This is a genomic window from Nitrosopumilus oxyclinae (assembly GCF_013407165.1).
Classification (GTDB): Archaea; Thermoproteota; Nitrososphaeria; order Nitrososphaerales; family Nitrosopumilaceae; genus Nitrosopumilus; species Nitrosopumilus oxyclinae.
In genome coordinates, this window is record NZ_CP026994.1 from 179,177 (window position 1) to 197,331 (window position 18,155).

Annotated in this window: 21 protein-coding genes and 2 tRNA genes; 11 read left to right on the plus strand and 12 right to left on the minus strand. The window is 33.9% G+C overall.

The window, feature by feature from the left end; genetic code table 11:
- Nucleotides 1–31: 31 nt before the first annotated feature.
- The 5 genes from C5F49_RS01050 (at nt 32) to C5F49_RS01070 (ending at nt 5,602) form a co-directional block, all read left to right on the plus strand.
- A complete protein-coding gene (locus tag C5F49_RS01050; protein ID WP_179362922.1) occupies nt 32–475 on the plus strand; it encodes a hypothetical protein in 444 nt (147 codons plus the stop codon).
- Complete coding sequence (locus C5F49_RS01055; protein WP_179362923.1) at nt 465–821, plus strand: reverse transcriptase-like protein; 357 nt, start codon at nt 465–467, stop codon at nt 819–821. Before C5F49_RS01050 ends, C5F49_RS01055 begins: the two co-directional genes overlap by 11 nt.
- A gap of 63 nt (nt 822–884) precedes the next feature.
- Nucleotides 885–2,981 carry a 4-hydroxybutyrate--CoA ligase gene (locus C5F49_RS01060; RefSeq protein ID WP_179362924.1) on the plus strand — a complete coding sequence of 699 codons (2,097 nt, stop codon included), beginning with the start codon at nt 885–887 and terminating at the stop codon, nt 2,979–2,981.
- Nucleotides 2,982–3,054: 73 nt separating this feature from the next.
- The gene (locus C5F49_RS01065; RefSeq protein ID WP_179362925.1) at nt 3,055–4,581 is read left to right on the plus strand and encodes a 4-hydroxyphenylacetate 3-hydroxylase family protein; all 1,527 of its coding nucleotides are present in this window, start codon (nt 3,055–3,057) and stop codon (nt 4,579–4,581) included.
- Between the two features lie 109 nt (nt 4,582–4,690).
- Nucleotides 4,691–5,602, plus strand: coding sequence for a lysyl oxidase family protein (locus C5F49_RS01070; protein ID WP_179362926.1), 912 nt, complete (start codon nt 4,691–4,693; stop codon nt 5,600–5,602).
- Here C5F49_RS01070 and C5F49_RS01075 read toward each other — a convergent pair.
- The 3 genes from C5F49_RS01075 to C5F49_RS01085 all read right to left on the minus strand — a co-directional run bounded on the left by C5F49_RS01075 (nt 5,599) and on the right by C5F49_RS01085 (nt 8,178).
- Nucleotides 5,599–6,453, minus strand: coding sequence for a CFI-box-CTERM domain-containing protein (locus tag C5F49_RS01075; RefSeq protein ID WP_179362927.1), 855 nt, complete (start codon nt 6,451–6,453; stop codon nt 5,599–5,601). The two genes, C5F49_RS01070 and C5F49_RS01075, sit on opposite strands and share 4 nt — an antisense overlap.
- A gap of 184 nt (nt 6,454–6,637) precedes the next feature.
- Nucleotides 6,638–7,402: a signal peptidase I gene (locus tag C5F49_RS01080; RefSeq protein WP_179362928.1), complete on the minus strand. Its 765-nt coding sequence runs from the start codon at nt 7,400–7,402 to the stop codon at nt 6,638–6,640.
- Between the two features lie 41 nt (nt 7,403–7,443).
- Nucleotides 7,444–8,178 carry a PRC-barrel domain-containing protein gene (locus C5F49_RS01085; protein WP_179362929.1) on the minus strand — a complete coding sequence of 245 codons (735 nt, stop codon included), beginning with the start codon at nt 8,176–8,178 and terminating at the stop codon, nt 7,444–7,446.
- 115 nt (nt 8,179–8,293) lie between these two features.
- Between C5F49_RS01085 and trxA the strand changes: the two genes are divergently transcribed.
- Both trxA and C5F49_RS01095 read left to right on the plus strand, forming a co-directional pair.
- Entirely contained in the window at nt 8,294–8,620 is a 327-nt protein-coding gene (trxA, locus tag C5F49_RS01090; RefSeq protein WP_179362930.1) for a thioredoxin, read from the plus strand.
- A gap of 66 nt (nt 8,621–8,686) precedes the next feature.
- Nucleotides 8,687–9,220, plus strand: coding sequence for a zinc ribbon domain-containing protein (locus C5F49_RS01095; RefSeq protein ID WP_179362931.1), 534 nt, complete (start codon nt 8,687–8,689; stop codon nt 9,218–9,220).
- A 24-nt stretch (nt 9,221–9,244) separates the two neighbouring features.
- Here the strand turns inward: C5F49_RS01095 and C5F49_RS01100 are convergent, their stop codons facing one another.
- The gene (locus tag C5F49_RS01100; RefSeq protein WP_179362932.1) at nt 9,245–9,601 is read right to left on the minus strand and encodes a zinc ribbon domain-containing protein; all 357 of its coding nucleotides are present in this window, start codon (nt 9,599–9,601) and stop codon (nt 9,245–9,247) included.
- 44 nt (nt 9,602–9,645) lie between these two features.
- Nucleotides 9,646–9,717: transfer RNA gene (locus C5F49_RS01105), tRNA-Ala, on the minus strand.
- Between the two features lie 75 nt (nt 9,718–9,792).
- On the opposite strand from C5F49_RS01105, the gene C5F49_RS01110 reads away from it, so the two are divergent.
- The 3 genes from C5F49_RS01110 to C5F49_RS01120 all read left to right on the plus strand — a co-directional run bounded on the left by C5F49_RS01110 (nt 9,793) and on the right by C5F49_RS01120 (nt 12,874).
- Entirely contained in the window at nt 9,793–11,196 is a 1,404-nt protein-coding gene (locus tag C5F49_RS01110) for a dihydroorotase (RefSeq protein WP_179362933.1), read from the plus strand.
- 92 nt (nt 11,197–11,288) lie between these two features.
- Nucleotides 11,289–12,152, plus strand: coding sequence for a hypothetical protein (locus C5F49_RS01115; RefSeq protein WP_246275350.1), 864 nt, complete (start codon nt 11,289–11,291; stop codon nt 12,150–12,152).
- A gap of 62 nt (nt 12,153–12,214) precedes the next feature.
- Nucleotides 12,215–12,874, plus strand: a complete 660-nt coding sequence (locus C5F49_RS01120; protein WP_179362934.1) for a protein-L-isoaspartate(D-aspartate) O-methyltransferase — start codon at nt 12,215–12,217, stop codon at nt 12,872–12,874.
- A 4-nt stretch (nt 12,875–12,878) separates the two neighbouring features.
- Here C5F49_RS01120 and rpiA read toward each other — a convergent pair whose 3' ends face one another.
- From rpiA to C5F49_RS01155, 7 genes are all read right to left on the minus strand, one after another.
- Nucleotides 12,879–13,553, minus strand: a complete 675-nt coding sequence (rpiA, locus tag C5F49_RS01125) for a ribose-5-phosphate isomerase RpiA (RefSeq protein ID WP_179362935.1) — start codon at nt 13,551–13,553, stop codon at nt 12,879–12,881.
- Nucleotides 13,554–14,540, minus strand: coding sequence for a hypothetical protein (locus C5F49_RS01130; protein ID WP_179362936.1), 987 nt, complete (start codon nt 14,538–14,540; stop codon nt 13,554–13,556).
- Nucleotides 14,541–14,708, minus strand: coding sequence for a 50S ribosomal protein L37e (locus C5F49_RS01135; RefSeq protein WP_008297772.1), 168 nt, complete (start codon nt 14,706–14,708; stop codon nt 14,541–14,543).
- A 10-nt stretch (nt 14,709–14,718) separates the two neighbouring features.
- Complete coding sequence (locus C5F49_RS01140; RefSeq protein ID WP_179362937.1) at nt 14,719–14,955, minus strand: LSm family protein; 237 nt, start codon at nt 14,953–14,955, stop codon at nt 14,719–14,721.
- A 58-nt stretch (nt 14,956–15,013) separates the two neighbouring features.
- The gene (locus C5F49_RS01145; protein WP_179362938.1) at nt 15,014–15,736 is read right to left on the minus strand and encodes a creatininase family protein; all 723 of its coding nucleotides are present in this window, start codon (nt 15,734–15,736) and stop codon (nt 15,014–15,016) included.
- A 5-nt stretch (nt 15,737–15,741) separates the two neighbouring features.
- Nucleotides 15,742–16,584 (minus strand): formyltetrahydrofolate deformylase, encoded by an 843-nt coding sequence (locus tag C5F49_RS01150; RefSeq protein ID WP_179362939.1) that lies wholly within the window; start codon nt 16,582–16,584, stop codon nt 15,742–15,744.
- A 51-nt stretch (nt 16,585–16,635) separates the two neighbouring features.
- Nucleotides 16,636–16,723 (minus strand) — tRNA-Leu (locus C5F49_RS01155).
- A 47-nt stretch (nt 16,724–16,770) separates the two neighbouring features.
- Between C5F49_RS01155 and glmM the strand changes: the two genes are divergently transcribed.
- Nucleotides 16,771–18,120 carry a phosphoglucosamine mutase gene (gene glmM / locus C5F49_RS01160; RefSeq protein ID WP_179362940.1) on the plus strand — a complete coding sequence of 450 codons (1,350 nt, stop codon included), beginning with the start codon at nt 16,771–16,773 and terminating at the stop codon, nt 18,118–18,120.
- The last annotated feature ends 35 nt before the right edge of the window (nt 18,121–18,155 follow it).

Genomic DNA, 18,155 nt, shown 5'->3' on the forward strand with positions numbered 1-18,155 from the left:
AGTTTATTTGTAACAAAAATGAATCAATTATGTGTTACAAGAATATCTAAAATTAAACAAAAATGTTCTCATAGCATTTGCAGCATCAATAATTATTTCAGCTGTTATTGCTCAAGTTTTATCTGACCAAGATGATATTCTTAACACTACATATACTACAATTGCAGATTATGCAATTTATTTTTCAGTTTTTAGTAGCTTATTTTACTTTGATAACAGGAAAAAATATCGATTAGAATCTGGAAAAACTGATACTGTAAAACTAAAACAAGATTTAAAAAAATTAATCACTTCACTGGGAATTGCTGAAGTTGTTTACACTATAGTTAGATGGGCTTTACAGTATTATTTACTAACAATAAACTATGATCCTTATTTAGCATCAATTTTATCGCAAGGAATATCTACAATTATTTACATGATGGTGCTAAATCTAACTGTAAAGATAACAAGGTTGTATAAAGATGGCAATTAGCATTTACGTTGATGGTTCTGGTGGAACTAGTAGTGGGTATGGATATTTTGTTAAAGAGACTGGGGAATCCTTTTATGAAAAAAAATCTGATCTGACAAACAATCAGGCTGAATATCTAGCAATAATTTCTGCATTGAACAAATATGTTGATTCAAATGATGAAATTACAATTTACAGTGATTCAAAGAATACCGTAAACCAACTAAATCATGAATTTGCAATAAATAATGAAGCACTAAGAAATCTGGCTAGAGAAGCGTGGGAACTAATTGGAAAATTTTCTAATTTATCCATTGTTTGGGTTCCAAGAAAAGAGAATTTAGCAGGAAAAATGCTGGGAAGCTAAAAACTAGAGATCAGAAATTTCCAAGAATAACTTTATTATACAAAATCTCAGATTGAATTTATTATGGCAGATTCTGTTATCTTATCACCAAAATCTATTGCAGTGATTGGTGCATCTGATAAGAGAGGAAGTGTTGGTGCTACAATTACATCAAACATTATGAATGGTTTCAAAGGAACAGTTTACCCAATTAGTCCATCTAGAGATACAGTATTTTACAAAAAAGCCTACAAGTCTGTTTTAGATGTTCCAAAACCAATTGATCTTGCAGTTATTGTAATCAAAAACACATTGGTTGCACCTGTATTAGAAGAATGTGGAAAGAAAAAAGTCAAAGGCGTTATAATTATCACAGCAGGTTTCAAAGAAGTTGATGAAGAAGGAGCTAAACGAGAACAAGAAATTAAAGACATAGCTAAAAAATACAAAATCCAAATCATTGGACCTAACTGTCTTGGTGTCATGAATCTTGATCCGAAGACAATGATGAATTCTACTTTCCTTAAAGTAACACCAAAATCTGGAAAAATTGCACTTGTATCACAAAGTGGTGCAATATGTGCAGCATTAGTTGAAGATGCCAGTGCACAGGGAATTGGATTTTCTGCAGTGGTTAGTCTTGGTAACAAAGCTGTAATGAGCGAAGTTGATATTCTAAAAATTCTTGCAAATCATAAGCAAACCGAAGTTATTGTAATGTATCTTGAAGACATGGGAGACGGTCAAGAATTCCTTAAAGTTTGTAAAAATATTACTAAAAAACTCAAAAAACCTGTTCTTGTACTCAAATCAGGACGTAGTCCAGAAGGTGCAAAAGCTGCAATGTCTCATACTGGAGCCTTGATGGGCTCTGATGAAATCTATGATGCATTACTCAAACAATCAGGTGCTATTCGAGTTGATACAATGGAGGAACTCTTTGACTATGCAACAGCATTTTCAAAACAACCCCTTCCAGCAGGAGGTGACTTAGTGATTGTTTCAAATGCAGGAGGTCCTGCAATTATCTCAACCGATGCATGCTCAAAGATGAATATTAAGATGGCAGATATTACTAGTGTCCGGAAAAAAATTGATGCAGTAATTCCACCTTGGGGAAGTTCTAGAAATCCTGTTGATATTGTTGGTGATGCTGATTTTAATAGATTCCATAATGTTTTGGATCGTGTGTTGACTCATCCCAAAGTTGGCTCTGTTATCTCAATGTGCACGCCATCTGGAACACTAGACTATGATAAATTAGCAGAAGTAATTGTTACAATGTCTAAAAAATACAAAAAGACAATGCTTGCAAGTTTAATGGGATTAGATGAAGGAATTACAAATAGAGAAATTTTAGCAAAGGGTAATGTTCCATATTATAATTATGCAGAAGGTGCAATCAGAACTCTTTCTGCAATGATTAAATTTTCAAACTGGGTTAAATCTCCAAATGGAAAAATTACTAAATTCAAAGTAAACAAAACTAAAGCAAAAGCAATTTTTGATAAAGTAAAAAAAGAAAAGCGACCAAACCTCTTAGAGGAAGAAGGACAAGAAGTTCTCAAAGCATATGGTTTACCTTTACCAAAAAGTGCACTTGCTAAAAATGAAGTAGAGGCAGTAAAAATTGCAAAGAAGATTGGTTATCCTGTTGTAATGAAGATTGCATCTCCACAAATTATTCACAAATCCGATGCAGGTGGTGTTAAAGTTAATTTAACAAATGATTCTGAAATAAAAGAAGCTTACAAAACAATTATCAAAAATGCTAAAAAATACAACAGTAAAGCTGAGATTAAAGGCGTACTGATTGTAGAGATGGTAAAAGGTGGTAAAGAACTCATCATAGGCTCAAAACTTGAACCTGGATTTGGTCCTGTTATCATGCTTGGGATGGGAGGAATCTATGTTGAAGTTCTCAAAGATGTGACATTCAAACTAGCTCCTGTAACTAATCTAGAGGCTGATGACATGATTGCATCAATTAAGACCCAAAAATTACTACAAGGTGTTAGAGGCGAAAAGCCATCTGATATTGCAAAACTCTCTGAATGTATACAACGATTATCCCAACTAGTTTCAGACTTTAAAGAGATCAAAGAATTAGACATGAACCCTGTTCTAGTCATGGAAAAAGGAAAAGGATGTAGAATTCTTGATGTCCGAATAGGCCTCTGATCGCACTTTATTCCTAGAGTTTAACCTGAATTGATTTAGAATATTTATACAAGATAAAAATCAATAATGTAGCATGGCTAATGTCTTAAAGACAATTAGAACAGGTGATGATTACATTGAAAGTCTTAGAGGTCGAGATCTCAAAATTTACCTCTTTGGAGAATTAGTTAAAGAACCAGTCGATCATCCAATGATTAGACCATCAATTAATGCCGTTGCAGAAACTTATGATCTTGCAGTTCGTGAAGAAGGATTAGCTTCTGCTGATTCATCAATTACTGGATTGAAAGTTAATCGATTTTTACACATTGCTGAAAGTGCAGAAGATTTAGTTTTACAAAATAAAATGCAGAGAAAACTTGGACAAAACACTGGAACATGCTTCCAAAGATGTGTCGGAATGGATGCCTTGAACTCTTTGCACTCCACTACATTTGAAATTGATGAAAAACATGGAACAGATTATCATAAAAGATTTTTAGAATTTGTAAAAATGGTACAACAAGAAAATCTTGTAATCGGTGGTGCCATGACTGATCCTAAAGGTGATAGAAGTAAAGGTCCTGCAGAACAAGATGATCCTGATTTATTTACAAGAATTGTAAAAACTGATGAAAATGGAGTTTATGTTTCAGGTGCAAAAGCACATCAGACTGGTTGTATCAACTCTCACTGGATTATCTTAATGCCAACAATTAGACTAACAGAAAATGATAAAGACTGGGCAATTGTTGGAGCAGTTCCTGCAGATGTTAAAGGTGTCACTTACATTTACGGTAGACAATCTTGCGACACAAGAAGTATGGAGGAAGGTGATATTGACGATGGTAATGCAAAGTTTGGAGGACAAGAAGCATTAATGATTTTAGATAATGTGTTTATTCCATGGGATAAAATTTTCATGAACGGTGAATTTGAATTTGCAGCTATGCTTGTAGAGAGATTCACATGTTATCACAGACGCAGTTATGTATGTAAAACAGGTCTAGGTGATGTATTAATTGGTGCTGCAGCAACAATTGCAGATTATAATGGCATTCCAAAAGTCTCCCACATTAAAGATAAAATTATTGAGATGACTCATCTTAATGAAACAATATTTGCTGCAGGTATTGCATCATCTCACCAAGGACAAAAGATGAAGTCAGGTGTTTTCTTAAATGATGATATGCTTGCACAGGTTTGTAAACATAATGTTACTCGATTCCCATATGAGATTAGTAGACTGGCACAAGATATTGCAGGCGGACTAGTAGTTACGTTACCTTCAGAGAAGGACTTTAGACATCCAGAAGCAGGACCTCTACTCAAAAAGTATCTTGTTGGAAGAAAAGGAGTAGATGTAGAAAACAGAATGAGAATTTTAAGATTAATTGAAAATATGACTTTGGGTAGAAATGCAGTAGGATATCTTACAGAATCTATGCATGGTGCAGGCTCACCACAGGCCCAAAGAATTCAAATCCAAAGACAGATGCAAGTAGGTTACAAAAAGAATTTGGCTAAAAATTTGGCAGGAATCACAAATGATATTGTAGAACCAAAAGAACCATCTGAATACTTTAAGCGAGTATTCAAAACCAAAGACTCTGTTCTTTAGAAAACCATTTCATATATTCTGTCTTTAAGTAAAACATATTTTCATCAAACTAGCTTGTAATTGATCTTACTGACAGGTCTTTAAGTACAAACAATTCTTGTTTTTACTAATGACAAATACAAACCTAGTACGAAAAAGTACTATCTTACCACTCCTGTTGGGTATAGGATTATTGTCTGCAACACCATTCATGATAAATGCAAGCGCAGACTTTTTACCAACTGTACCCGTTCCGGATGATGCAATACTTCCTGATATTTCACCTGGTGTTCCAAAACATCTGAATATTCATAATCAACAGCAAGATGAATATCTAAGATTTACAAATGTCTGGGGAAATGTTGGTGTTGGTGGTTTGGAATTTGAACCAATAATTGAAGTTCCAGATCCAGTTGAAGGTACAGTTACACAAGCATTCCAAAATCTTTACAATGAAGAAGGTGAATTCAGACATTCAATTCCACCTGTATGGAATGAAATTGTAACAGAATTTACATTTCATGACACTCATAACCATTGGCACATTGATGGTGTTGGAGAATTTGCAGTAAGAGAAATAACTACTGATACTGAAGGGAATGAAATTCCTGGAGATATTGTCACTTTACCAAGTGGTGATGAAGCAGCTGCAATCAAAGTAGGATTCTGTATTTCAGATGTCTACAAAATTAACGGCGGAAATCCAGCAACATCTCAAAAATGGTATTGGGAATGTGAAGTAGGATTCCAAGGAATTCAACCTGGTTGGATTGATCAATATCATCAATCAACTGATGATAATGAAATAAACATTACAGGTCTTCCAAATGGAGAATACTTCCTAACACACACATGGAATCCAGAAGAATTCTTTGTTGATGATAATGATCAAAATGATCAATCATGGATCAAATTCAAATTATCACAAGACAACAATGGAAATGGAAACAGAAAGATTACTGAAATGGGGTCATTTGCTCCTGAATGCAATCCTGATGGTTCAACTCCTGGAATGTGTGGAGACGTTTCAAAGAACTCTTAGTTCTTTTTTCTTTTATTTTTTATTTGATGTAACAGCATAGCTGGTGCAGCTACATACATTCCCAAATTCATCAAAATCACACCTATTCCATACCCTAGTACCTCAGAGTCTGTTTCTGCATATGACATTACATGTAGGGTTGATAGCAATGGAGTAATTCCAATTTTTACCATCTCTTTGAAAATAGGATTTTCTCTTTCCATGTCTGCGATATGTGGTGAGAATGAATAGTAGAATTCATTGAATCCAGTCATAAATGATGTCCCTGAATCAGTACTCATCAATTGATTGTCTCTGATTTCTCTTAACAATTGAACTTGTGGTGCCATCTCAGAACCATATGCAGCAGTTGCAATCAGACAACCTCCACCTTCTGAATCGCTAATTTGTTTTTCTTCAGTATTTTTTGTTTCAGTTTTATTTTCATTTGATTCTTCTACTGGTGATTCATCTACAATTAATTTTTCTAATTCTTTTTGTTGTTGAGCTAGTTCTTGTGGAATTTCTTTAATGTTTACAGATTTTGTATCTATTTTTCCTTCTTTTGCTTCTTTAGTACTTTCTTGAATTTCTAAGATATAGTACATTCTACTTTGTTCAATTAATTTTTGATATCTGTCTGGCTCTGAATACAACCACAAATCATCATTGTACAAATTTCCACACAGTCTGGATTCTATAGAATGTTGATGATGCTCAAAAAAATCATTTTTCATGTAATAGTACAGTTGGTAATTCTCTTCACACCATTCTATTCCGTTTAATGTCAAGCCTGCAGTATCACGAAATGGAGTTTGTGCGTATGCAGAACTAATTACAAAAATTATTGAAAAAACAAGTAAATATTTCAATTAGGAAATTTCTTTTCTGCTACTTGATAAGTGATTCTACTCTTGAAACAAATAATTCATGAGGATCCTTTTTTAGTAAATTTGACGTAAGTATACTACCAAGCAAGCAGGACGATCTATTGCTCTTGTCATATGGGGCATATGTGAACCTGTTTGCCTGAATATTACAAAATCAAATCTTTTTCTATTTCTTCTTTGGAACTTCTTTTTCTTTTGATTCTATTTTATCATCAATGGAATCTTCAATCTCTTCAAATTTTTCATCAATTTCTTCTGTTTTTGTTTGACTTTCTGGTTCATCTGTATCGTCTAACTCCTCGACATCATCAGTCTTGTCCACATGTTCAGAATATTCAGAATCTTTTTCAATTTTATCAATGTTTGATAGTTCCTCAATCGTATCAGGATTTACTGAATCTAGAGGATCTGTAAGTGAGAGTTTTTTTTCATTTTTCTTCTTTACAAATTGCTTTACTACCATTATTCCAATGACTATTGCAATTATGGCATAGTTGATTGGCGGCTTTAGTAATTGTGTGATATATCCTACTTGAGGTAAAGTATATGCTACTTTTCCTATGTACTCTTCATCTGTGATTGGAAAGTCAGTTCCTGGAATTGATGCTGGATTTGCATCTCCTTTAGTTCTAATTGTTTTAGGATCATCTTCCATTATTGACGCTACTCTGTGAACAATCACTCTGTCATGATCTGATGGCCGATTAAACACAATGATGTCGCCTACCTCAATTTCTTCAAAAGATACATGACCTGAAACTATCAATACATCATATACTTCTAAAACTGGAATCATACTCCCACTTGCTACAACATAAAATGGATTTTGTGTTCCAAATGCTACTTGTAGACCAATCCAAATTACTAAAACCCCTACTGCGACAATTATGATGTCTTTTACTACTCCTTTAGGGATTGATCTTTTTGCCAATTACATTATCGCCTTAGTATCATTGATTAATTTACTAGTTATCAGATTTTGTTACCGCAGTCTTCACAGAATTTGGAACCTTCTTTGTTTACAAATCCACAGCTAGAACATTTTCCTGGTTGAGTTGCAACTTCAGGTTTTCCTAAAAGAACCACTTCACCAATTTTTTTAATACTGCTCCATGGAATACTTCCTTCTGTTCCATCTTCTTTAGTAATTACTAAAACCATAGATTGTGTAGAGTCAATTCCAACTTGCTTTGCAGTTCCTAACTTGTTTGCATTCTCATCAAATACAGGTTTTCCTTCAATAGATGTAACTGAAGTGGATGAACCTGGTTGTGTTACTGTTGGTTCTGGGGTTGTTTGAGGTTCTGAAACTTGTTGCTTTATTTCTGGTTGTGTACTTTGAACTTGAGGTTCTAGGGGTTTTGCAACTCCGACTTCACCTGCTTCATCTTGTTTCTTAAAGTCTCTATATTCTGCAATTGATGCATTACATGAATTACAAATGTATTGACCTCGTTCTGCAAGAATTAAATTTTCTGCAACTTCTTCATTTGGATTCTCAAACTCAATTTTTGGAGGACCCTCAAATTCTTTCTCACAAGTATTGCAAAAATGTTTAGTAATTTTATCTGTATCCAATCTTCCTATTGGTGCTAAAAATAGATCAGGCCCGCCTAGATTCCCTTTCATCTGTTGTTCATCAGTAACGGTTGCCATAACATAGCCTCCAGATCCTCTTAATTTTTTAAGTCTAAGTTCAGAACTCATAACTGAGATTTAGCAAAACGTCATTTAAGTATATATCAAAATTAATTTTCCAACTAAAAATACGGTGTTAATTCTGGTGAACGTTTTTAGGTACGTGCAATAAATTAATCTTAGAATGGCTGTAACACAAATTTCAGATGCAAAATCATGGGAAGTCGATGTGATAAATTCTGACATTCCTGTATTTGTAGACTTTTGGGCCGAATGGTGTGGTCCATGTAGAATGGTAGGTCCAGTAGTTGAAGAACTGGCAGCTGACTATGATGGCAAAGTAAAATTTGTCAAGGTTAACGTTGATGAGGCCAATGAACTGGCATCGAAATACAATGTATTTAGTATTCCAACTTTAATCCTCCTTAACAAAGGAGAAATCGTTAGTCAGCAAGTTGGTGCTGCATCTAAAGAATCATACCAAAGTATGATTGATAGAGCACTCGCATAATTTCAAACACGTTTTTCCTCTTTTTTGATCCTAAAGTAATTAATATTCCAAAAATTAACTGAGATTATGTCATTTGGTGAAGTAGATACTCTCAACATGCTCTTTGACAAATTACAGAATTTGTTTGATGAATCCCAAGGATACTATGAATCATTTCTAGATACAAACAACATGTACAAGAAAGGTCAACTCAGTGACAAAGAATTCTTTCAAAAATTAGGTGATTATACAGTAGCATATTCTGCATTAGAGTTTCTAGCTATCAAAGTGATCTTTGAATTAAAAAAATCAATAGGTTCTGGTTCTGGAAGTACACAATCTCCAGGATTGATGCCTGGAATGGGACAACCTGGAATGATGGCAGGTGGGATGGGACAACCACCAAGATCAGGAACTGCTGCAAATCCAGTAGGTGGCGGACCTCCAGGAATTGTTTCTGCACAAGAAGCATTTGGAGATCCTGGAACTTTACCAACACCTGATCCTGCATTGATGCCAAGACAAACTATTTCACCACAGGGTGGAAATGGATGTTCTTCATGTGGAGCTGCACTTAGAGAAAACGCAAAGTTTTGTACAAAGTGTGGCGCAAAGGCATAAAATTACTAAATTAAAAATTATTTTTTATTGTGTTGTTCCGCATTCAGGACAGAACTTTGCAGTAGCTGATAAACTATTACCGCATTCAGAACAAAAGTTTCCATCTGGAATTTGTTCTTTAAATGCATTTCCAACGTTTGCTGAACTTTTTACTGCACCTGATGGAACATATGTCTCATCATCAATTAAGACCGGTTCAAAGTCTTGTTCTACCAAATATGTCATCATTCTTGGAATTCCTTTTTCCTTATTCTTTGGATCTGGTACAGAATCCCCTAACCAGAATGCAAATCTCATTAGTGTTAATTCTGGAGTTGAGAATGCTAATGTGTGCTTTGACATGTAATCTTGTGCAGCTTTTTTGCCGTCAAAAACTTCCATAAAAAATAGTATTTTTCATTTATGTATAATAGTTTCTGGAAAAGTGGACCGGGAGGGAATCGCACCCTCGACATCCTCGTTGCGAACGAGGCATTATACTCCTAAACCACCGGCCCTCAGAATACCCTTTTGTGTTGTTCTTTTATTCATTTTCTCAACGCATAATAGCCTGCATTTCGTAAAATTTTCAGATGACGTATGATACTATAATCACTGACTCACATGTTATCCTCCCAAATGGTATGGTTGAGAAAAATATTCTCATAGATGAGGGAAAAATTGTTGGATTTACTACTGATACGCCTGCATGTGATCATAAAATTAATGGTGCAGGATTAGTTTCAATTCCAGGACCTATTGACACTCATGTTCATTATGGTGTATATTCTCCAATTAACGAGGCAGCAAAAACTGAATCTCATGCTGCAGCAATTGGTGGAATTACTACTATGATGAGAATGCTTAGACTAGGTGATCCATTTACAAGTTCTTTACAAGATCAACTTGATTCAGCATCTCAAAACCATTATGTTGATTATGCAATACATGCTTCAATTTTTACGCCACAACAAATTAGTGAGATGAATTATTGTATTGAAAAAGGAATTACATCTTTTAAAATTTACATGAATCTTGGCGGTGAAGTGGGTCACGTGTACATGGATATGCCACCAAATTCCCCTAATCTTGTTGCAGCTGAAGTAAATGTTACTGATGAAATAGTTGAACAAACAGTAAAAGCAGCAGCTGAACTTGGCTGTCCTGTACTTGTTCATGCTGAAGATTATGAGTCATGTGGATGTGGAATTAAAACTGCAAAAGAAAAAAATCAAGATGGATTATCAGCTTGGTCTTCTAGTCGTTCTCCAGAATTTGAAGCTAAAGCAATAAAAACTGTATCAAAGTTTGGACGAGACTATGATTGTGTTATTTATTTTGTTCATATTGGTTCAGAGCGTGCACTAAAACAAATTGAAGAAGAAAAAAAACTTGGAACTAAAATTTTTGTTGAGACATGTCCTCATTACTTGACACTCTCTTATGAAAAACAATCTGGATATCTTGCAAAGGTAATGCCTCCTATTAGAACAGAAAATGATAGAAAAGCTGTATGGAATGCATTATCTAATAATCAAATTGATACAATAGGCACTGATCACGTAGCAAATCAACTCAAACTCAAACTGGGTGGTGATGATGTTTGGGGTGCTCTTGCTGGATTCCCAGGGATAGGCACGGTAATTCCTATTTTACTTAATGATGGAGTAAATCAAAAGAAAATATCATTAGAACAATTTGTTCGATTTACTAGCCAAAATGCCGCTCAAATTTTTGGCATGTATCCACACAAAGGAACTCTTGAGAAAGATTCTGATGCTGATATTACAATGATTGATTTGAAAAAAGAAAAAACTGTTACTTCAGATCTGTTTGGAGGATTTTCTGATTATATTGTATATGAGGGAAGAAATCTAACTGGATGGCCTGTTAAAACAATGGTTAGAGGAGAATTAGTTGCTGAGAACTTTGAAGTGATTGGAAAACTTGGTCATGGTAAACTAGTTGATAGAAAAATTAACTTGTTTTCAAAATAATATATTCACAAATTTGATTTTTTACGATTGCTTTTTAAGTACAAAAAGATGATTTTTTCTTATTGAATTTCCAGTTTGTATTTCTATTTGTTATGATTTTAACAATTGTAGTTAGTCCTTTACTCTTTGAGAATTCTTTTGCACAACAAATGTCTGTTCATCAACAATGGAAAAAATTTACAGATGTTGATATGTTAACTTGTAAATCTGGAAATTTATTGATCCAAAAAAGTAATGGTAATCCTGCATGTGTGATGCCATCTACGTATCTAAAATTAATTGATAGAGGATATGGTGTATACGATCAATCTTTGATGAATAAAAATCCCGAAATGATGAATAATTTAATGAATAGCATGGCTTCAAATGAAAAATTAATGTCCCATTGGCATGAAATGATGCAAAACGATTCTACTATGATGATGGAGACTTTGAATGATTGGGTTTTACAAATGAAAAATAATCCTGAATTACTCAAAAATATGTTGTCCCCTATGACTAGTGATCCTGAATTACGTAAAAAAATGATTGATGCAATGAAGAACCACCCTCAGATGGAAACTCATCTAAAATTAGATTCAGCATGGATGGATTCAATACATCAACCCATGATGGATTCTGGAATGGGACAAGAAATGCATCAATCAGGATGTATCTGGTGTTCTCATTATGAACATAATTCTATGAAATCTCATGGAATGATGATGTCTGGTTCTAGTAAAATGATGGATATGATTCATCATGTATGGATAAATTCTGAAATGACTAAAGACATACATACCTTAATGCTTGAAGATCCATCTCATATGGCTATGATGTCTAATCAGATGATGGAGCCTATTCTTAATGCTGTGATGAATGATGAAGATTTACGAGAAGAAATGATTGAATTAATGTTACAACATAAAGATTTCATGAATTCGATTAGACATGAGAGTCCAGAAACAGCTCACTAGTATTAAAATCAAAATGAAATTTACCGAGTGTTTTTAATCATAAAAAATCTAAATTATACTAATTGACAAAAATTGAGAAAAAATATCAAAAACAAATTAATGATTTGATCGTGTATTTGAAAAATTCAAAATTTCTAACTGATGACCATGTAGAATCTGCTTTACGAAATATTCCAAGACATGAATTTGTTCTAGAATCAGAATTAGAGTATGCATACGATAATGAACCATTATCTTTAATGAAAAAACAAACTATCTCTCAACCTGGAGTTGTAACTAGAATGACTGAGTGGTTGGATGTCAAAAATGGTCAAAATATTCTTGAGATTGGTACAGGGTCTGGTTGGCAAAGTGCAATTCTTTCTTATCTAGTTGGATCAGGTACTGTTTATTCAATTGAAAGACATCCAGAATTAGTAAAATTTGCACAAGAAAATTTAAAAAAATTGAATATAGGCAATGTTCAAGTAATTTTAGGTGACGGCACTCTTGGATATTCTCAAAGATCACCTTATGATAGGATAATTGTTACTGCTGCATGTAATGAAATTCCTTTACCATTATTTGATCAGCTAAGTGAAAATGGGCTCATAATTGCACCTGTAGGGGATTCTTCTCAATCATTGGTCTTGTTACAAAAAACATCTAAAGGAATGATAGAAATTAAAAAGCAATCAAAGTATGTCTTTGTTCCTCTTGTAGGAAAATTTAGTACAAAATAGAATTCTAAATAATGTCAAATTTCCCATTTTCTTTGGCTTTGTAAATTACATCTGGTTTTCTCAAAAATATTCCTGACTCTAAAACTCCTACTGTTTGCTTTATTTTCTGAGTTAATACTTTGGGATTTTTTATTGTCCCGAAATCACAATCCAAAATTATGTTTCCATTTTCTGTAAAGAATGGATACCCTCTGTCAAGAGAACGAATTTGTGCATTGCCTCCTAATTTTTTAATTGATTTTATAACTGAGTTTCTTGCTAGTGGATGAATTTCAACTGGAACAGTTCTTGTAAAATTTCTTACAAACTTTGTCTTATCTGCCATCACTATGACCTTTTTTGCAAGACTAAACAAAATATTCTCTCTTAACAATGCACCTCCTCCACCTTTGATTACATACTTTTGTGAATCAATTTGATCTGCACCATCAAATACAACATCGATATGTTCTACCTGATCAGCTTCTAATAGTGGAATGCCTGCTTTTTCTGCAATTAATTTGATCTGCAATGAAGTTGGAACTCCTCGTATGTTGTAGTCTTTTAGTTTTATGAACTTTGAAAGTGATTTCACAAGCGAAGTAGCTGCTCGTCCACTTCCTAATCCAATGATATGATCATCTTTGACAAATTTTAATGCGTCACTTGATAATGCCTTGATGGCATCATCATAAGTCAATTACTCTACCTCTACTTGATCCAGTTTTGATAATACTCTCATGATATCGCCTTTGATTTTATCTAAATCATCTGCATCATCATCAAAGTCATCATCTGATGTAACTGGTTTTGATTTAATTGGCTCTGGAAGTGCTTTATGTTCTGTAATCTTGGCAACTTCTTTGTTCAGGTCTGGTTTAGTTCCAAGGTTAATCTCTGGTTTTGGTGCTACTGACTGTATAATTTCAATTTTATCTTCAACTTTTGGTTTTTGTTGGATAATATCTTGAACGATTTCATCTTTTGGTTTAATTACTTCTGTTGGAATAACTTCCTTTGGAATAACTTCAGTTGGAACAACCCTTGGCTGAGGCATTGGTTTTACTTCTTGTTTTGGTTCGTTTTCAAATTGAGGGAATTTTGGTTCTCCTCTTGAAATATTTGTTAGAGTTGTTAATTCAAATGATTGCCTTGATTTTCTTGGAGGAATTACAATAGGATCCATTTTGTTTTCTTTTGGTTTATCAAAGTTGAACACATTGGAAATCTTTTGTTTAGTTTCTTGTTTTACTTCAGGTTTTTCTACCTTTGGTGCTTCAACTTTACTGCTTACCATCTTTGATGATAATTCATATAATCTATCATCTAATTTTGATAGTTTTTGATCCATCAATGTGATCAAACCATCGCCAACTGGACCCAAGTCTGGATGGTGACTTGCTTGCTCTAGTTTCTCTAGTTTAGCTAGTACGATTCCTAACTGGTGTTGATATTTTAGTAATAATTTGTCTTTTTGAATTTTAGAAAATTCTGATTCTGCTTGGTATAGTCTTGAAATTGTTTTAGTTAGAATATCTTTTTCAATTTTTAATGAATTGATTTGACTCTTGATGTGAGAACTGGCACCAAGACTAAGTAATTGATTTTTGTCTCTTGGCATTTTACGTACAGCCGCGGCTGTAGCAACACCTGCTAATGAACTAAGAATTAATACAATTTCTTGCATCTAAGTGTACCATTTAATCCAAGAATACTTTCTTCGTTTAGCCTCTGGGAATCCACAACTTGCACATTGGTGGTGACGTTTGTGAAGTGAGTTTTTACCACATCTTCTGCATCTAATGTGAACTTTCTTCTTTGTAAAACCACCCATAGAAGTTGTACCTTTAGTCATTGCAAATCACCTAATTTTGTGCTGGTGGAGGAGAAATCATTACTACATTATCTCCTCTTACCACAATGCTTCCGAGGCTTTTAGAATCGCCTTCAGTAGGAATTTCCTCTGAAGAATCGAGTAGCAGGTTCATGTGTTGGTCAAAACCTAAAAGAGTACCTCTAATGGTCTTGTTTCCTTTGAGTTTTATCAATACAACTTGACTGATACTCTCATCCAATACTTTTACTGCCATATCAACGGACATCAATAATCACTTATTGACATGGATATCGAGGCGTTATATTAAATTTCCATTGGTGAAACTATGAGCTTCGCCCAGTAAGGCAAGTTTGACACTTTTTTCCGAGATTTTTAACGATTTTAGCTAAAATCACTTGTCCGTCTCTCTTTGTAGCTTTTCTAGGATCACCCCATATTCCGTTTTTGGTAGCTTTGGGAAATGATTGATTTGCTAGTCTTCCAAGTTTTTTGATTTCTTGTTTTGTCATTCCTTCTGTATCTAATCCTTTTTTTGCCAAGTTCATTTTGACATTTTTTGAAATTGCCAGCATTAGTGACGTTTCAACAAATCCTGCGTGGTCAAACTCTCTTTCCATAAAATACCAGTAAGAGAGTGGGAATACTTTGAGTTTATTTTTTGTAATTTTCTTTAGTTTGACATCTAGATTTTTTATTGGTTTTAGATTTCCATGATGACCATTAATTATGAAAATAGTTTTGATGTTATTTGATAATAACGATGTGCACAAATCAGTTAGAATAGTTCGTAAAGTTGATTCTCTTATACTCAGATTAAAAAATGGTGCATGCTCATACGAAACTCCATAGTTTAGTGTAGGTAGTAATAGATATCCATATTTTTCTGAGATCTTTTTTGCAACTTCAGTTACAATATCTGAATCAGTTGATACTGGTAAGTGTGGTCCATGTTGCTCAATTGAGCCTACTGGAATAACTGCAACTTGCTTTTTATTTGAAATTAATTTCCTTAAATTAGGATCAAACTGTGATTTGATATCTACCATTTAATTCACTTAGATTTGATGTGAACCTTTCTCCAGCGAACTTCAAGTTTGTTTTCTAAATGCATTTTCATTGCTTTTAGTAAAGTATCTGCTTCTAATTTTTGTCCTTTAGTTTTCATTTTTTCTAATGTATCATTTGGATCAACTTTGAAAGAGTCTTGGAATATAATTGGTCCTTGATCCAAGTTCTCCGTTACATAGTGGGATGTAACACCGACAATCTTTGTACCTCTTTCAAAAGCTTGTGCATATGCTGATGCTCCTGGAAATGCTGGTAGTAATGATGGATGAATGTTAATTATTCTATCTGGATATCTCCAAACAAAGTTAGGACTGAGAATTCTCATGTATCTTGCAAGTGAGATTAAATCAATATCATACTTTTTACATATTTGAATAATTTTATCTTCAGCCTTGTCTTGCACTTTGTCCTCTACTAAAACAAATGGAATTTTTGCTTTTTTTGCTAGAGGTTCTAATGTTTTTTCAGTTCCAATTATCACTGAAATTTTTCCTTTGAGTGATTTTGCATTTGCAAGAATTGTTTGAAGACAAAGTGGTTCTTTGGTCACTAAAACTGCAATATTTTTCTGTGAATTTGTTTCATGGTGAGTACTAACATCCATCTTTTCTTTTTTGGCAATACTTTGAATATCTGAATCAAATTTCTTTACATCAACTACTTTTGAAAATGATACTTCTAGATACATACCAAAAAGACCCTTGATTACATTTTGATTCACTTTCTCAATGTTTCCGCCTTTAGAAAATGCAAAATTTGTAAATGTAGCTACAATTCCCTCTCTGTCTTTGCCTACTACTGTAATTCCTACTACTGTTTTTTTCATGACTTGTTTGCTGAAGATTTTCTCATTATTAATCATTCACAGAAATCTAAATGGTGCGGGAGGTGGGATTTGAACCCACGAAATCCTAAGATATAGGGTCCTAAGCCCTACGCCTTTGACCAGGCTGGGCGACTCCCGCAACGGATTTGCCATTAAACACAAATTTATCTATTATTGCACAGTATTATGGCGAAATTTTTTGGGACTAATGGAATTCGTGGAGTCTTTGATGAAGATTTTACATTGGAATTCGTTCACGATATGACACTTGCAATTGGTACATATTTTGGAAAAGGGCCTGTATTGATAGGATATGATGGACGAGAATCAAGTCCTGTTATATCTAAAGTAGTTAGTTCTGCTCTTAATTCTATTGGAATTGATTGTAATGTTGCAGGGATTGTTCCAACACCGTGTCTAGAATTTGCAGTAAAGAGTTTAGGATATTCTGGAGGATTAATGATTACAGCATCACACAATCCCTCTCAATACAATGGAATCAAACCATGTGCAAGTGACGGAGTTGAGATTTCACGAGAAGATGAATTAATAATTGAAGATATTTACTTGCAAAAAAAGTGGTTAGAGAAACCTGTTAAATGGGGAGTTACAGGAACAGAAAATAGGGCAATTGAAGCATATCTTAAAGGAATTATTTCTCATGTTGATTCTAAACTAATAGAATCAAAACATTTCAAAGTTGTTTTAGATTTAGGTAATGGTGCACAAGCAGTATCAGCTCCCAATTTTTGTGAATTACTTGATTGTGAAACATTTCTTATTAACCAAAAAATTGATGGTGCATTTCCAGGACGTGGATCAGAACCGACACCACAAAATCTTTCTGAACTATCAAAAATAGTGCGAGAAAATAATGCAGATGTAGGAATAGCTTTTGATGGTGATGGTGATAGAAGTATTTTTTGTGATAACAAAGGAGATATTCTTACAGGTGACAAGTCTGCACTAGTTCTTACACAACATATTCTAAAGAAAAATCCAAATTCTCTAGTTGTAACTTGTTTGAATTCTGGTTCTAACATTGAAGTGTTAGCTGAAAAGTTTGACTCTAAAGTAATTCGAACCAAAGTAGGTAGTGTGGAGGTTTCAAGAAAAATGGTTCCAACTGGTGCGTTGATTGGATTTGAAGAGAATGGTGGTTTCATGTATGGTAAACATAATCAAGTAAGAGATGGATGTATGACATTGGCTTTGATGCTAGACCTGTTGGCAACATCTGGAAAACCTCTTACTGAAGAAATTGCAAGTTTGCCCCCTTCCTTTACTACTAAAGACAAGATACCATGTTCTGCTGAAAAAATTCCAAAACTAATTTCGTCACTTAAGGAGGAATTTCCTAATTCTGATATTTCTGATGGTATCAAAATTACCCTTGATTCTAAAAACTGGGTAATGATTAGACCAAGTGGAACAGAACCTATTGTTAGAATCTATGCCGAATCTGAAAGTCAGGAGAAATTGGATACATTAATGTCTGAATATCTTGAAAAAGTAAGCTCAATAATTTCCAGATAACACTTTTAAAACCAAACTCATCGATGGATAGAATG

What these genes read in the sequence shown, in the direction of transcription:
- C5F49_RS01095 (WP_179362931.1), top strand. Translation starts at nt 8,687, where the DNA reads ATGTCATTTGGTGAAGTAGATACTCTCAACATGCTCTTTGACAAATTA.
- C5F49_RS01070 (WP_179362926.1), top strand. Translation starts at nt 4,691, where the DNA reads ATGACAAATACAAACCTAGTACGAAAAAGTACTATCTTACCACTCCTG.
- C5F49_RS01110 (WP_179362933.1), top strand. Translation starts at nt 9,793, where the DNA reads ATGACGTATGATACTATAATCACTGACTCACATGTTATCCTCCCAAAT.
- C5F49_RS01150 (WP_179362939.1), bottom strand. Translation starts at nt 16,584, where the DNA reads ATGAAAAAAACAGTAGTAGGAATTACAGTAGTAGGCAAAGACAGAGAG.
- C5F49_RS01140 (WP_179362937.1), bottom strand. Translation starts at nt 14,955, where the DNA reads ATGTCCGTTGATATGGCAGTAAAAGTATTGGATGAGAGTATCAGTCAA.
- C5F49_RS01145 (WP_179362938.1), bottom strand. Translation starts at nt 15,736, where the DNA reads ATGGTAGATATCAAATCACAGTTTGATCCTAATTTAAGGAAATTAATT.
- C5F49_RS01115 (WP_246275350.1), top strand. Translation starts at nt 11,289, where the DNA reads ATGATTTTAACAATTGTAGTTAGTCCTTTACTCTTTGAGAATTCTTTT.
- C5F49_RS01130 (WP_179362936.1), bottom strand. Translation starts at nt 14,540, where the DNA reads ATGCAAGAAATTGTATTAATTCTTAGTTCATTAGCAGGTGTTGCTACA.
- C5F49_RS01060 (WP_179362924.1), top strand. Translation starts at nt 885, where the DNA reads ATGGCAGATTCTGTTATCTTATCACCAAAATCTATTGCAGTGATTGGT.
- C5F49_RS01085 (WP_179362929.1), bottom strand. Translation starts at nt 8,178, where the DNA reads ATGAGTTCTGAACTTAGACTTAAAAAATTAAGAGGATCTGGAGGCTAT.
- C5F49_RS01055 (WP_179362923.1), top strand. Translation starts at nt 465, where the DNA reads ATGGCAATTAGCATTTACGTTGATGGTTCTGGTGGAACTAGTAGTGGG.
- C5F49_RS01065 (WP_179362925.1), top strand. Translation starts at nt 3,055, where the DNA reads ATGGCTAATGTCTTAAAGACAATTAGAACAGGTGATGATTACATTGAA.
- C5F49_RS01100 (WP_179362932.1), bottom strand. Translation starts at nt 9,601, where the DNA reads ATGGAAGTTTTTGACGGCAAAAAAGCTGCACAAGATTACATGTCAAAG.
- trxA (WP_179362930.1), top strand. Translation starts at nt 8,294, where the DNA reads ATGGCTGTAACACAAATTTCAGATGCAAAATCATGGGAAGTCGATGTG.
- C5F49_RS01135 (WP_008297772.1), bottom strand. Translation starts at nt 14,708, where the DNA reads ATGACTAAAGGTACAACTTCTATGGGTGGTTTTACAAAGAAGAAAGTT.
- glmM (WP_179362940.1), top strand. Translation starts at nt 16,771, where the DNA reads ATGGCGAAATTTTTTGGGACTAATGGAATTCGTGGAGTCTTTGATGAA.